A 15011-nucleotide genomic window follows, 5' to 3' on the forward strand; every position below is an offset into this window, starting at 1 on the left:
ATGCGCCTGCTGTCCGCCCTGCTGATCGGTGTGATATTCGGCACGGGAATCGCGCTTTCGGGCATGATGAACCCGGCCAAGGTGCTGAACTTCTTCGACCTTGCCGGAACCTGGGATCCCAGCCTTGCCTTCGTCATGGGGGGTGCGCTGGCTGTGGCGATCCCCGGATACCGGCTGGTTCTTGGCCGCCCGGCTCCTGTCATGGCCGACCGCTTCGACCTGCCGCAGACCCGGGTGATCGACCGTCGCCTCGTTCTCGGCTCGGCTGCATTCGGCGTGGGCTGGGGCATCTCGGGCTTCTGCCCGGGTGGTGCCTTGCCCGCGCTCGGCACCGGCCGGATCGAGGTGTTCCTTTTCGTAGCTGCCCTGATCGGCGGCCTTCTGTTGGCGCGGGCGATCGAAGCCCGCCGCATTCTGGCCCGCAAGCCGGCCTGACCGAATGGAGGACGACATGACCGTCAAGGTCGATCTGACCGTAAAGCCCGAGGTGAAGGGCTTCTTCGACCCTGCTACGAACACCATCAGCTATGTGGTGAAGGATCCGGGGTCCAACGCCTGCGCCATCGTCGATTCCGTGATGGACATCGACTATGCCGCCGGGCGCATCACCTATGACCATGCCGACGAGATCATCGCCTATGTGAAGGAGAAGGGTCTGAAGGTCGAATGGCTGATCGAGACCCATGTCCATGCCGACCACCTCTCGGCCGCGCCCTACATCCAGAAGCATCTGGGCGGAAAGATCGGCATCGGCCGCAACATCACCGTGGTACAGGACACCTTCGGCAAGATCTTCAACGAAGGGACCGAGTTCCAGCGTGACGGGTCGCAGTTCGACCGTCTGTTCGATGATGGCGACACCTATCAGGTCGGCACGATGACTTGCTACGCCATGCACACGCCAGGCCACACGCCGGCCTGCATGACCCACATCATGGGCGACGCGGCCTTCGTGGGGGACACGCTGTTTATGCCTGACGGCGGCTCGGCCCGCGCCGACTTCCCCGGCGGCGATGCCGGAACGCTTTACGACAGCATCCAGAAGGTGCTGGCGCTGCCCGACGAGACGCGGCTTTTCATGTGCCATGACTACGGCCCGAACGGCCGCGACATCCGGTGGGAAACCACTGTGGCCGAGGAAAAGGCCCACAACATCCATGTCGGCGGTGGCAAGACGCGGGAAGAGTTCATCAGGTTCCGCACCGAACGCGACAAGACGCTGGCCATGCCGAAACTGATCATCCCGTCCTTGCAGGTGAACATGCGTGGCGGCGACCTGCCGCCGCCTGACGAAAGCGGAAAGCGCTTCCTCAAGGTGCCGATCAACGCGCTGTAAGCCCACTGCTCATCGCGTCCTTGCGGTTGCTCTTCGCCACAGAAGACCGGCCGCAAGGCAGGGAAATGCGCCCCCCGACCCAACCGAAAGCCTGATCCATGTCCCCGTTTGCCAGACGGCTTCCCATCCTCGACTGGGGCCGCAGCTATTCCCGCGCGACGCTTGGCGCCGACCTTATGGCGGCGCTGATCGTCACCATCATGCTGGTGCCACAGTCGCTGGCCTATGCGCTGCTGGCCGGCCTGCCGCCCGAGGCGGGGATCTATGCCTCGATCCTGCCGATCATCCTTTACGCCCTGTTCGGCTCCAGCCGGGTGCTGGCGGTGGGGCCGGTGGCCGTGGTCTCGCTGATGACCGCCGCCGCCGTGGGCCAGGTGGCAGAGGCCGGCACGGCGGGCTATGCCGCGGCTGCGCTGACGCTGGCACTGCTGTCCGGTCTGATGCTGTTCGCGATGGGTATGCTGAAGCTGGGGTTCCTGGCCAATTTCCTGAGCCATCCGGTAATCGCGGGCTTCATCACCGCCGCCGGTGTGCTGATCGCGGCTGGGCAGGTGCGGCACATTCTGGGTGTGTCCGGGTCAGGCGACACCCTGCCCGAAATCCTGCACGCGCTGTGGCTGCACGCCGGTGAGACGAACCCGGTCACGCTGGCGATCGGGGCAGGTGCCACGGCCTTCCTGTTCTGGGTGCGCAAGGGTATGAAGCCGGCACTGCTGGCGCTGGGCACGCCGACCAGGGTTGCGGACATCCTGACCAAGGCCGGCCCGGTCTTCGCCGTAGCAGCGACCACCGCACTGGTCTGGGGGCTGGGCCTTGCCGACCGGGGCGTCAAGGTCGTGGGAGAGGTGCCGCAAGGACTGCCACCCTTCACGGTTCCCGACCTCTCGCCATCGCTGGTCTCGGTCCTGCTGATCCCGGCGGCGCTGATCTCGATCATCGGCTTTGTCGAAAGCGTCTCGGTCGCGCAGACGCTGGCCTCGCGCCGCCGCCAGCGGATCGACCCGGATCAGGAACTTCTGGGACTGGGGGCCGCCAACATCGGGGCCTCATTCACCGGGGGCCTGCCGGTGACCGGGGGCTTCGCCCGGTCGGTCGTCAATGCCGATGCCGGGGCCGAGACGCCTGCCGCAGGGGCTTTCACCGCGGTCGGCCTCGCACTGGCTGCGCTGGCGCTGACGCCGCTGCTCTACTTCCTGCCGCAGGCCACGCTGGCTGCCACGATCATCGTCGCGGTCCTGAGCCTGGTGGACCTGAAGATCCTGCGCCACACCTGGGCCTATTCGCGACGTGACTTCGCCGCCGTGGCGGCGACCATTCTTGTCACCCTGGCGCTGGGGGTGGAAACCGGCGTCTCGGTCGGGGTGGCGCTGTCGATCCTTCTGCACCTGCTGAACACGGCTAAACCGCACGTGGCTGAAGTGGGCCTTGTCCCCGGTACCGAACATTTCCGCAATATCCATCGCCATAGGGTCGAAACCTGCCCGACGCTGCTGACCCTGCGCATCGACGAAAGCCTGTATTTCGCCAACGCCCGTTTTCTTGAAGGCATGATCCTCGACCGCATTTCCGGTGACCCGCAGCTGACCGATGTGGTCCTGATGTGTTCGGCCGTGAACTCGATCGACTATTCGGCGCTGGAAACGCTGGAGGAACTGCAACGCGAATTGCAGGCCCGCGGCATCCGCCTGCACCTGTCCGAGGTCAAGGGCCCGGTGATGGACCGGTTGCAGACCACCGATTTCCTTCAGCACCTGACGGGAAAGGTCTTCAAGTCGCAATACGATGCCTTTGTTGCCCTGACCGGCGCCCGGGCGAAGCCGTCTGGGCGACCTGTCCAATCCTGAGCGTCACGGTGGAAATTCGGTGCGTGGCCCGTCCTGTCGCGCGGAAAGGCGGCAAGGCCATCGAACTGATCCCCCTGTCGCGCCAAAGCGTTTGACTTCGCCGCCTGTCGCGCCAACCTTCCCGTGACCGGGGGAGAGGACCGATGCAACACCGTCTATGGGCCGACTTCACGGCCCGCGATTTTGCCGCCCTGCCGCGCGACAGGCTGATCGCCGTCCTGCCGGTGGGGGCCATCGAACAGCACGGGCCACATCTACCCTTTGGAGTGGATCAGGCGATCCTTGACGGCATCATTGCCGCGACGATCCCGCTGCTGCCTGACGATCTGCCCGCGCTGATCCTGCCGACACTTCCGGTAGGAAAGTCAGACGAACATTCCGCCTTTCCCGGCACGCTGACCTTTTCCGCCGCTACGCTGATCGCCATGTGGTCCGAGATCGGCGACTCGGTGGCGCGCGCGGGTGTGCGCAAGCTGGTGATCCTGAATTCCCATGGCGGCCAGATCGCCCCCATGGACATCGTCGCCCGCGACCTGCGGCTGCGCCACGGGATGCTGGTCGTCGCCGCCAACTGGTTTGCCATGGGCATGCCGCCGGGTCTGTTCACGCCGGAAGAGGAACGCTTCGGCATCCATGCCGGCGATATCGAGACCTCGGTCATGCGTGCGCTGCACCCCGATCTCGTGCGCATGGACCACGCCCGCGACTTCCGCCCGCTGGTTGCCGACCTCGGCACGCGGCACCTGGGCCTGGCGCCCGCGGGCAAGCTTGCCTGGGCCGCGCAGGACATGCACCCGGCCGGAGCCTGCGGCAACGCAAGCCTTGCGACGGCAGAGAAGGGCCGACAGGTCATCGACCACGCCGCCCGGCAGATCGTGACGCTGCTGCAAGAGGTGGACCGGATGCCGCTGGATCATCTTTCCCGAAGCCCGGACCTTGACGCGCCATGATCCTTGATGCGGTCAACCTGAACGGCGCGACCGTGCGCCTCGTGCTTGAGGATGGCCGCATCGCCGCGATCGAGCCCATGCCCGGCCCGGCAACGCAGACCGCGATCCCGCTGCCGGTGGAACCGCATGTCCACCTCGACAAGGCCTTTACCATCCACCGCGCCCGGGCTGACCGGCTCGGCCTTTTCGGCGCGATCGAGGCAATGGCGGCGGACAAGGCGCGCTGGACGCCGCTTGATCTGCTGACGCGGATCGAGGACGGGATGGCCGAGGCGTGGGCCGCCGGCTGCCGCGCGGTTCGCACCCATATTGACTGGACCGAACCCGCCGTTCCGCTGGCGTGGGAGGTCGCCGCCGAGGTCGCCGAGGAATGGGCCGACCGGATGATGCTGGTGCGGGCCTCGCTTTCGCCGATCGACCTGCTGGGCGACCCCGGCCACGGGCCGAAGATCGCCGAAAGGGTTGCGCGCGACGGGCAGGTGCTGGGGGCCTTCATCTACCGTCATCCGGGGCTGGAGGACGGCATTCCCTTCGTCTTCGACCTGGCCGAAAGGCACGATCTGTGGCTTGATTTCCACGTCGATGAAGGGTTGGAGGTCGAAGCCGCCGCGCTGGATCTGATCACGGCCGAGGCGACGCGGCGCGGCATGGGGGACCGGGTGCTTTGCGGCCATGCCTGCTCGCTCTCGATCCGGTCCGACGCCGACCGCGCCATCGACGCGCTGGCGGCCTCGGGCGTGGCGCTAACGGTGATGCCGACCACGAACCTTTACCTCCAGGACATGACCCCCGGCCGCAGCCCCCGCCTGCGCGGCCTTGCCCCGGCGCAGGAGTTGCGCGCCGCCGGGGTGCCGGTCCTCCTGGGTACCGACAACGTGCGCGACCCGTTCTATCCGATGGGCGTTCATGACCCGCTGGAGTCCTTGCGTCTGGCGGCGTTGGCCGCGCATCTCGACCCTGCCGAATGGCTGGGCGCGATCACCGAGGCCCCCGCCCGCGCCCTGGGCCTTGCACCTCAGCCGCTGGCCGTGGGCGAGCCTGCCGATTTCCTCTTGTTCCCCGCCCCAGACCTTCTGTCCGCACTCGCCCGCCCGGGCGTGCCGCGTCAGGTCTGGCGCGCGGGTTGTCCCCATGCCGAAGGGGTAGCGCCATGACCGTGCCGATGGAAAAACTGACCGCCTTCCGTGCCATGATCGGCGAGGTGCCGGCGATGGACGATCCGAAATACGTCCAGGCCAAGTCGCGCGACTATTACTGGTATTCGCCGATCCTGAAGGAACAGCTTGACCCGCTGAGCGGCCAGCTGGTCGTCCAGCCCCGGACCGAGGCCGAGGTGATCACGGTTGCAGCCGCCTGCGCGCGCCTGCGCATCCCGCTGACCCTGCGCGGTGGCGGCACCGGCAACTATGGCCAGTGCGTGCCCCTGGAAGGCGGGGTGGTGATGGAGATGACGAAGCTCGACCGGATCATCGAGATCACCCCCGGCCGCGTCGTCTGCGAGGCCGGGGCGCGGATCGAGCGGGTCGAGCATGCCGTCGCCGAGACCGGGCAGATGCTGTCGATGTTCCCCTCGACCAAGCGGCTGGCGACGATGGCGGGCTTCGTTTCGGGCGGGTCGGGAGGCATCGGGTCGCTGCGCAACGGGATGCTGCGGGATGGCACGAATATCACCTGGATCCGCCTTGTGACGCTCGAGGAAACCCCCAGGGTGATCGAGTTGCAGGGGCCGGATATCCTGAAGGTCCAGCACGCCTACGGCACCAACGGCATCATCACGGCCATGGACTATGGCCTGACGCCGAAGATCGACTACCGCCAGGTGGTGGCGCTGTTCGACGGCTACGACACCGCGCTGAAGGCGACGGTGACGGCGGCTGAAGCGGGAATCGAAAGCTTCCTGCTGACGGTCTGCGAACGCCGCTTCTCGCGCTTTTACAAGAAGCTCGCGAACATCTTCCCCCACACCCATGACGCTGTCTTCGCCATGATCGGCCCCGAAAGCCTTGCCGATTTCGAGGCACTGGTCGCGGCTCACGGCGGCAAGATCGTGCTGGTGAAGACCGACGCCGAGATGGGCGCGGCTGGCCTGCCCCCGGTCTGGGAATGCGGCTGGAACCATACCACGCTGCAGGCCTTGAAGGTCGAGCCCGGCATCTGGACCTATCTTCAGGTCGCCTACGCGCCCCCCTTGGACTATGCGCTCTGCGCCCGGCAACGGGACCGCTATGGCGAGGAAATCTACTGGCACCACGAAACCGCCCGCATGGCCGGCGAGGTGCATTTCTTCGCGCTGCCCATCGTGCGCTGGACGACGAAAGAACGGATGTATCAGATCATCGCAGAGCTGGAGGCCGAGGGCTGCGCGATCTACGATCCCCATGCGATCACGATCGAGGACGGCGGCATGAAGGCGATCGACACCGTCCAGATCGACTTCAAGCGCGAGGCCGATCCCTACGGGCTGATGAACCCAGGCAAGACGCGGGGCTGGACCTCGGGAATGGCGAAATAGGCCGCGTCGTCCTGTCAGCGCGACAGGACATCCGCAAGCAGCGGGTTGGGAAATCGCCGTTCCCTGGTCACCGCCAGGAAGGTTTCGCTGATTCCGTCCAGCCGGGCTGCCTCGACCAGTGTGCCGGCTTGCAGTTCGTCCTGCACGACGATCGGCGGAATGATGGCAAGCCCGGCATCCGCCCGCACCAGAAGCCGGATCATTGCCATGTCATCGACTTCGGCCGCGATGACCGGGCTCACGTTCATCCGATCGACAAGGGCGTCGAAGGCCGACCGCAGCGCAGTCTCGCGGGTGGGCAGGACGAGCGGGCTTTCGCCAAGCAGGGCACGAAGTGGCCGGCTATCCGGTCCAAGTCGCGCGGGCGTGCCGATCAGGCTGATCGGCTGTTCGTCGATGCGATGCACCAGCCAGTGACTGGCCGCATCGCGCGCGGGGGCAAGGTTGGTCAGCACCACGTCCAGCGCCAGCGCCTCTAGCCCGCGCAGCAGCTCGTCCTGCGAGCCGGAGCGAAGGACAACCTCGACATCAGGGCGCCCGATCAGGGGGTGCAGGAACTGGATCTGGAAGTTGCGCGACAGCGTGGCAAGGGCCCCGACGCGCAGGGCCCGCCGCGCGCGTCCTGTCTCGCGCAGGGTCGCGGTCAGGTCATCTGCCGTCCGGAAGATCGTTTCTGCATGGTCAAGGGCGATGCGCCCGGCCTCGGTAAGGGCCAGACCCCGGCCGCGCCTTTCGAACAGATCCTGGCCCAGCGACGCTTCCAGCGCCTTCAGCTGGCTGGACAGGGCCGATTGCGAAAGTCTGAGGCGCCGTGCGGCACCTGTAAGGGTGCCATCGATCGCAACGGCCCGGAACAGGCGCAAGTGGTGAAGGTTCAGCAGGGCCATGGTTCTAACAAATAGAACATTTACGCATAATATATGTAATTTTTTAGAATTAACGCAAGCGCTAGATGACTGGGCGTGATCCAAACCCCGGAGTTGGCCATGCCAGATTTCCCGCTGATTGTCCTTGCCCCGCTCGTGCTGCTTGCCGCAGCAGTCACCTTCGCCGCACGCCCCGGTCGCCGTCCCGGCGCCCTGCTTGTCATGGCCGAGGCCGCCATGCTTGCCGCCCTGGCCCTCGGACTGGCAGGATTTGTCCAGCTTCTGACGGCCGGTCCGCTGACATTGAACCCAGGTGGTCTTGCCGTATTCCGGCTTGATGCCGTCAGCGTCACGCTTGCGCTGCTTGTGTCTTTCGTGGGCTGGGTGGTCGTGCGCTTCTCGTGCCGGTATCTGGACGGAGAGTCCAGGGAAGGCAGGTTCCATGGCCTGACCCTGGCTGCAACGGCCAGCGTGCTGGCCCTTGTCCAGGCTGCAAGCCTGCCCGTTCTTGTCGCAGCCTTCATGGCAACCGGGCTGGTCCTGCGGCAGCTTCTTCTGTTCTACCCTGACAGGCCCGAGGCACGGCGCGCGGCGGCAAAGTTTACCCGTGTCTGGATGGCGGGCGATCTGGCACTGATAGCGGCAACCGTTCTTCTATGGCACAGCTTCGGGACCGTCGAGATCGCCGCGCTGACCCGGGCCGAGGCCCTGCCGATGCCGGCGCAGGCCGCTGTCGGACTGCTGGTTCTTGCTGCGGCGATGAAGACGGCCGCCTTTCCGCTGCACGGCTGGCTTACCGAAGTCATGGAAGCGCCGACGCCGGTTTCGGCCCTGCTGCATGCGGGCATCATCAACTCGGGCGGCGTTCTGCTGATCACGCTGTCGGGTCTGGTCCAGGCAAGCCCCGGAGCGATGGCCGCGTTGGTCATGATCGGCGGCTTGACCGCGCTGTTCGGGGCCTTGGTCATGCTGACCCAGGCCGCGGTCAAGACCTCGCTTGCCTGGTCGACGGTGGCGCAGATGGGCTTCATGCTGCTGCAATGCGGGCTGGGCCTCTGGGCGCTTGCGCTGCTGCACATCGTCGCCCATTCGCTTTACAAGGCGCACGCATTCCTGTCGTCGGGAGGCGCGGTCGGGGCTGTCAACGCCATCCGCAAGCCGGGGCCAGTAGCCGTGCCCGACCTTTCGGCCGTGACAAGGTCATTCGCACTGGCCATTGCGCTTTATGCCGCGGTGGCGGTCGCGTTCACGGCGCTGGTGGGCGAAAAGGCGCCGCAGGCACTTGCGCTGGGGGCCATGCTGATCTTCGGAGTCTCCTACCTTGTCGCACAGGGGCTGGCAGATGCCGCGCCCGGAGCCCTGACCCGGCGGACCGTCGCTGCCTCGCTGGCCGCGGCCCTGGCCTACTTCAGCTTCCAGGTTCTGGCGCAGGCCGTCTGGGGCCCGTCGCTTCCCGCAGCACCGCTGGCTGGCCCGCTGGAATGGGCGCTGATCGTTCTTGCGGTCCTGAGCTTCGGCCTGGTTGCCTTTGCCCAGGCGCTTTTCCCGCTTTGGGCGCATCATCCCGCAACGGCAGGACTGCGCGTGCATCTGGCGAACGGCCTTTACCTGAATGCGCTGCTTGACCGCCTGATCGGCGGCTACCGGGCACCAACGAAATCCTGATCCTGGAGACCCTTCATGTTCCACAAGCACACGCACATCGCCCCGACCCTGGCCTCGCAGCTGCTGGTCGCCGCCGATGCCGCAGCCAGGGCCATCCCGCCCGCCTTTCCGCTGGATGCGACCGTCGCCGTTAACCCCTTCCTCGGGCAGACCGGTGAAGATCTTGCAACCGCATCGGCCCGGTTGGCCAGGGTGGCTGGGGTCTGCCTCACCCGGTCGCGCGCCGAATTGACGGCAAAGGTGTCAGCGGGAGAGATCACCGAAGATGACCTTGCCGCCGCCCTGATCGCATCGCCCTCGCCGGTCAAGCCGCGGGATCTTGCCATGCTGAAGGCGCGGATGCACTGTCCGGCGCCGGCACCGCAGGCGCTGCCGACGGTTGCGGAACTGGCCGCTGCAGCCACCGGGACGGACTGGCCGGCGATCATTGCCCGCACCGTCGGCCTGTGGGCAGCGGGTCATTTCGACCGGGGGCAGGCCCTGTGGACACCACGCCCGGGGTCTGGTGCCTACGCCGCCTGGCGTGAATGGGCGACGCATGACCTGACACCGGAAATCGCCGGACTGACCGGGTTCTCTGCCCATGTGGCCGAGGCACCCGATTCCGCCGACCGCGCCATCCTGCGCGCGGCTGACAGATTGGGGCTTGGACCCGGTGCCGCAGAAACCGCATTCCACCGGCTGCTCATCGACCTTGGCGGCTGGCCGATGCACGCGCGCTGGATGCTGTGGCAGGCCGAACTTGCGGGTGGAACCGACGCAACGATCACCGACCTGCTTGCAATCCGCCTGGTCTGGGAAGAGGCGCTGCTGATTCATTGTCCCGCGGTTGCAGCCGACTGGCAAGCCATTGTCGCCATCCATGCCGAACCCGTGCAGCCGACGGCCGATCAGGTGCTTGACGCGATCCTTCAGGATGCTGCCGAACGGGCGCATCAGCGCCGGCTTGGCGCGCAACTGACTGGAACCGTCGCGCGCGGGGGACGGGCCAGGCTTCAGGCTGCCTTCTGCATCGACGTGCGGTCCGAAGTCCTGCGTCGGGCTCTTGAAGCGCAGGACGAGGCGATCGAGACGTTGGGCTTCGCCGGCTTCTTCGGCCTTCCGGTTGCGCATCGGCCTGCGGGAACGGATGAGCTGCAGGCCCATCTGCCTGCCCTGCTGACCCCGGCGCTTACCTCTACCAGCCACGGGGCCGAGGACGAGGAAGCCACACGACGGATCGCCGCAAGGGCAAGGCGGGCCTGGGGGCGTTTCCGGCAGGCGGCAGTTTCTTCTTTCGCATTCGTGGAAGCGGCCGGTCCGGTCTATGGCGGCAAGCTCATGCGGGATGTGCTGGGGCTGGGGGCAGAGGGGCTGAAACCTGCGCCGATGCCGAGGATCGAGGGCGGCTTGACACCTGAACAGAAGGCGCAGACGGCGGCGACGGTCCTGCGGGCGATGAGCCTGACCGAGGGCCACGCCAGGCTGGTCCTGCTGGTTGGACATGGGGCGCAGGTCACGAACAATCCGCACGAAAGCGCCTATCACTGCGGCGCCTGTTCGGGCCAGACGGGCGAGGTTTCCTCCCGGCTGCTGGCCGCGCTGCTGAACCACCCGGAAACCCGCGCCGGATTGCCGGGCCTCGGCCTGAGCCTGCCGGACGACACCCTTTTCGTTGCCGGCCTGCATGACACGGTGACCGACAAGGTCACGCTCTATCTCGACACGCCGGCGCCGGGCCATGCCGCGGATCTGGCCCAGGCCCGGGCTTGGTTAGCCGCCGCCGGACACGAGGCGCGGGCCGAGCGGTCGCCAAGGCTGCCCGGTGCTACGCCCGACACCCTCATGCGGCGCGCAAGGGACTGGGCAGAGGTGCGTCCGGAATGGGGCCTTGCCGGCTGCGCCGCCTTCATCGCTGCGCCACGGGGCGTGACGGCCGGACGCGATCTGAAGGGCCGGGCCTTCCTGCACAGCTACGACTGGGCCCAGGACAAGGGCTTTGCCACGCTGGAACTGATCCTCACCGCGCCTGTGGTGGTCGCCAGCTGGATCAGTCTGCAATACTACGGCTCGACCCTAGCGCCGCAGGTCTTTGGTGGAGGGAACAAGCTGATCCACAATGTCGTCGGCGGCATCGGCGTTGTTGAAGGGAACGGGGGCCTGCTGCGCCCCGGTCTGCCGGTCCAGACCGTGCATGACGGGGAACGCCCCGCCCACGACGCGCTGCGGCTTTCGGTGATGATCGAGGCCCCGACCGAGGCGATGACCGAAGTCCTGCGCAAGCATGATGCAGTGCGCCAGCTGTTCGACAACGGCTGGCTACACCTGTTCGCGTTGCAGAATGGCCGGGTTGCCGCCCGGTACCGCCCAGGACTTAAGTGGCAGGAGGCCGTGTCCGAAACCGGTCTGGCGGCCTAGCACGCGGAAAGACCCGTTGCCGGGTCAGGGCAGGCTTTGCCTGAGACCTGCCCCGGCAAGCGTTCTGCAGACACCCTGCGGCGTTGTGCCAAGGCACCAGGCAGCGGTCAGCCTTGCAGGGTGCGAACGCCGTATCCCTCGTCGCGGGCCTTCATTGCCGCGACCGCAGCAATCGACGCGGCTGCCGTGGTGAAGTAGGGAATCTTGTCCATCAGAGCGACACGACGGATGTCGCGGCTGTCGCTGACGGCTTGGGTGCCCTCGGTCGTGTTCATCACCAGGGCGATCTCGCCGTTCTTCAGACGGTCCACGATGTTGGGGCGGCCCTCATAGACCTTGGCGACGGGTTCGGCCTGTACTCCCTGCGAGGAAAGCCATTGGGCGGTGCCCCGGGTTGCAACGATGGTGAAGCCCATCGCCACCAGATCTTTCGCGGCGGCGGCCAGGGCCGGGGTCTTGTCCGCATCCTTGACCGACAGGAAGACGCGACCCTCGGTCGGCAGGATGGTGCCTGCGCCCATCTGGGCCTTCAGGAAGGCCAGCGGGAAGGTGCGGTCCCACCCCATTACCTCGCCGGTGGATCGCATTTCGGGCCCCAGCACCGGATCGACGCCGGGGAAGCGCGCGAAGGGCAGGACGGCCTCTTTCACGCTGAACCAGGGCGTCTGCGGATCGGCCAGCGTCAGCGGGTCGGCGAGCGGCAGCGGGCTGTCGGGGCCGACGCCCTCGGGGTAGGGCGGGCGGACCGGGAAGGCCGAAAGCGGTTCGCCGGCCATCAGCCGGGCGGCGATCGAGGCGATGGCCGAATCGGTGGCCTTGGCGACGAAGGGCACGGTGCGGCTGGCGCGGGGGTTGACCTCGAGAACGTAGATCACCCCATCCTTGATTGCGAACTGCACGTTCATCAGGCCGACGACATTCAGCGCGCGGGCCATCACTTCGGTCTGCCGCTTCAGCTCGGCCACGGTCTCGGCCGAAAGCTGGTGCGGCGGCAGGCAGCAGGCCGAGTCGCCGGAGTGGACGCCGGCTTCCTCGATATGTTCCATGATTCCGGCGACATGCACGGATTTGCCGTCGCTTAACGCATCGACGTCAACCTCGACGGCACCGGAGAGGTAGCTGTCGAGCAGAACCGGGCTGTCGCCCGAAACCTGGACGGCGGTGGAGATATAGCGGTCGAGCTGTTCGTCGGAACGCACGATTTCCATCGCGCGGCCGCCAAGGACGAAGGAGGGGCGGATGACCAGCGGATAGCCGACCTCGTGCGCCACCCGGAACGCCTCTTCGCGCGAGCGGGCGGTGCCGTTCTTGGGCTGCTTCAGGCCAAGGTCGTGCAGGAGTTTCTGGAACCGTTCGCGGTCTTCGGCCAGGTCGATGGCATCGGGCGAGGTGCCGAGGATAGGAATGCCTTCGGCATGCAGCGCATTGGCCAGTTTCAGCGGCGTCTGGCCGCCAAACTGGACGATGACGCCATGCAGCGTGCCATTCTCCTGCTCGACCCGCAGGATTTCCAGGACATGTTCCAGCGTCAGCGGCTCGAAATACAGGCGGTCGGAGGTGTCGTAGTCGGTGCTGACCGTCTCCGGGTTGCAGTTGACCATGATGGTCTCATAGCCGGCCGCGGTCAGGGCAAAGCAGGCGTGACAGCAGCAGTAGTCGAATTCGATGCCCTGACCGATCCGGTTCGGGCCGCCGCCGAGGATGACGACCTTCTTCGCCGACGTGGGGCGGGATTCGCATTCCACGTCCCCCATCGCAGGCGCTTCATAGGTGGAATACATGTAAGGCGTCTGCGCTTCGAACTCGGCGGCGCAGGTGTCGATGCGCTTAAAGACGGCGGTGACCCCCAGCCGCTGCCGGGCGCGGCGGACTTGGGCTTCGTCGCGGCCCGTCAGTTTCGCCAGACGCGCATCGGTGAAGCCCATCATCTTCAGCGCGCGCAATCCTTCGGCGGTGACGGGAAGGCCCTCCTTGCGGACGCGCGCTTCGGTGTCGATGATTTCGCGGATCCGGGCGAGGAACCAGGGGTCGAAGGCGGTGACGGCCTGGATCTCGTCGTTCGTAAGCCCGTGGCGCATGGCCTGGGCGATGGTTCGCAGCCGGTCGGGCGTGGCCTGGCCAAGCGCCTTGATGATCGCCGCCTTGTCGGGTGCGCCGGGAATCGCGATTTCGTCAAAGCCGGTCAGGCCGGTTTCAAGGCTGGCCAGCGCCTTCTGCAGCGATTCGTGGATGGTGCGGCCGATGGCCATGGCCTCGCCGACCGACTTCATCGCGGTGGTCAGGTTCGGCTCGCTTCCCGGGAACTTCTCGAAGGCAAAGCGCGGGATCTTGGTCACGACATAATCTATCGAGGGCTCGAAGGATGCAGGCGTGACCTTGGTGATGTCGTTGTCCAGCTCGTCCAGCGTGTAGCCCACTGCCAGCTTGGCCGCGATCTTGGCGATGGGGAACCCCGTCGCCTTCGACGCCAGCGCCGAGGAACGCGAGACGCGCGGGTTCATCTCGATGACGACCATTCGGCCGTCCTTCGGGTTGATCGCCCATTGCACGTTGGACCCGCCGGTTTCCACCCCGATCTCGCGCAGGACGGCGATACTGCCGTTGCGCATGATCTGGTATTCCTTGTCGGTCAGGGTCAGCGCCGGGGCGACGGTGATGGAATCGCCGGTGTGAACGCCCATCGGATCGACGTTCTCGATGGAACAGACGATGATGGCGTTGTCGGCCTTGTCGCGGACGACCTCCATCTCGTATTCCTTCCAGCCGAGCAGGCTTTCGTCCACCAGCACCTGGGCGACGGGGCTGGCCTCTAGCCCCTGCTTGACGATCTGTTCATAGTCGTCGCGGTTGTAGGCCACGCCGCCTCCGGTGCCGCCGAGGGTAAAGGCCGGGCGGATGATCGCGGGCAGGCCGACGTATTCCAGCGCCTCCATCGCCTGCTTCACGCCGGCGGCAATGTCATACTTTCCCGAGGCGAGCTTGGGCGCGGCAACGATGGTCGCTTTCGGGTTTTCCAGCCCGATCCGCTCCATCGCCTCACGGAACAACTTGCGATCTTCTGCCATTTCTATGGCTTCGCGCTTGGCCCCGATCAGCTCTACCTTATACTTTTCCAACACGCCCATGTCGGCAAGCGCCAGTGCGGTGTTAAGGCCCGTCTGCCCGCCCATCGTGGGCAGAAGCGCGTCGGGTCGTTCCTTCTCGATGATCTTGGCGACGACTTCGGGGGTGATCGGCTCGATGTAGGTGGCGTCGGCCAGCCCCGGATCGGTCATGATCGTCGCGGGGTTCGAGTTCACCAGGATTACCCGGTAGCCTTCTTCCCGCAGGGCCTTGCAGGCCTGGGCGCCGGAGTAGTCGAACTCGCAGGCCTGGCCGATGACGATGGGGCCCGCGCCGATGATCATGATCGATTTGATATCGGTCCGCTTCGGCATGTCC

10 protein-coding genes are annotated in these 15011 nt (G+C 66.3%); 8 read left to right on the forward strand and 2 right to left on the reverse strand.

Annotated elements, in window-relative coordinates:
* From EYB42_RS09100 to EYB42_RS09125, 6 genes are all read left to right on the forward strand, one after another.
* Positions 1–435, forward strand: coding sequence for a DUF6691 family protein (locus EYB42_RS09100; protein WP_135449790.1), 435 nt, complete (start codon positions 1–3; stop codon positions 433–435).
* 16 nt (positions 436–451) lie between these two features.
* A complete protein-coding gene (locus EYB42_RS09105; protein WP_135449791.1) occupies positions 452–1336 on the forward strand; it encodes an MBL fold metallo-hydrolase in 885 nt (294 codons plus the stop codon).
* A 98-nt stretch (positions 1337–1434) separates the two neighbouring features.
* A complete protein-coding gene (locus tag EYB42_RS09110; protein ID WP_135449792.1) occupies positions 1435–3180 on the forward strand; it encodes a SulP family inorganic anion transporter in 1746 nt (581 codons plus the stop codon).
* 143 nt (positions 3181–3323) lie between these two features.
* On the forward strand, positions 3324–4130 hold the full coding sequence (locus EYB42_RS09115; RefSeq protein ID WP_135449793.1) for a creatininase family protein: 807 nt from the start codon (positions 3324–3326) through the stop codon (positions 4128–4130).
* Positions 4127–5284, forward strand: coding sequence for an amidohydrolase family protein (locus tag EYB42_RS09120; RefSeq protein WP_135449794.1), 1158 nt, complete (start codon positions 4127–4129; stop codon positions 5282–5284). The genes EYB42_RS09115 and EYB42_RS09120 overlap by 4 nt, the downstream gene beginning before the upstream one ends.
* A complete protein-coding gene (locus EYB42_RS09125; protein ID WP_135449795.1) occupies positions 5281–6642 on the forward strand; it encodes an FAD-binding oxidoreductase in 1362 nt (453 codons plus the stop codon). The genes EYB42_RS09120 and EYB42_RS09125 overlap by 4 nt, the downstream gene beginning before the upstream one ends.
* 14 nt (positions 6643–6656) lie before the next feature.
* On the opposite strand, the gene EYB42_RS09130 is transcribed toward EYB42_RS09125, so the two are convergent.
* The gene (locus EYB42_RS09130) at positions 6657–7529 is read right to left on the reverse strand and encodes a LysR family transcriptional regulator (protein ID WP_135449796.1); all 873 of its coding nucleotides are present in this window, start codon (positions 7527–7529) and stop codon (positions 6657–6659) included.
* Positions 7530–7628: 99 nt separating this feature from the next.
* Between EYB42_RS09130 and EYB42_RS09135 the strand changes: the two genes are divergently transcribed.
* Positions 7629–9173 (forward strand): proton-conducting transporter transmembrane domain-containing protein, encoded by a 1545-nt coding sequence (locus EYB42_RS09135; RefSeq protein ID WP_135449797.1) that lies wholly within the window; start codon positions 7629–7631, stop codon positions 9171–9173.
* Positions 9174–9188: 15 nt separating this feature from the next.
* Positions 9189–11570, forward strand: a complete 2382-nt coding sequence (locus EYB42_RS09140; RefSeq protein ID WP_135449798.1) for a YbcC family protein — start codon at positions 9189–9191, stop codon at positions 11568–11570.
* A gap of 107 nt (positions 11571–11677) precedes the next feature.
* Here EYB42_RS09140 and carB read toward each other — a convergent pair whose 3' ends face one another.
* On the reverse strand, positions 11678–15007 hold the full coding sequence (gene carB, locus EYB42_RS09145) for a carbamoyl-phosphate synthase large subunit (protein ID WP_135449799.1): 3330 nt from the start codon (positions 15005–15007) through the stop codon (positions 11678–11680).
* Positions 15008–15011: the final 4 nt, after the last annotated feature.

Origin of the sequence: Tabrizicola caldifontis, assembly GCF_004762095.1 — a bacterium.
GTDB lineage: Bacteria > Pseudomonadota > Alphaproteobacteria > Rhodobacterales > Rhodobacteraceae > Tabrizicola > Tabrizicola caldifontis.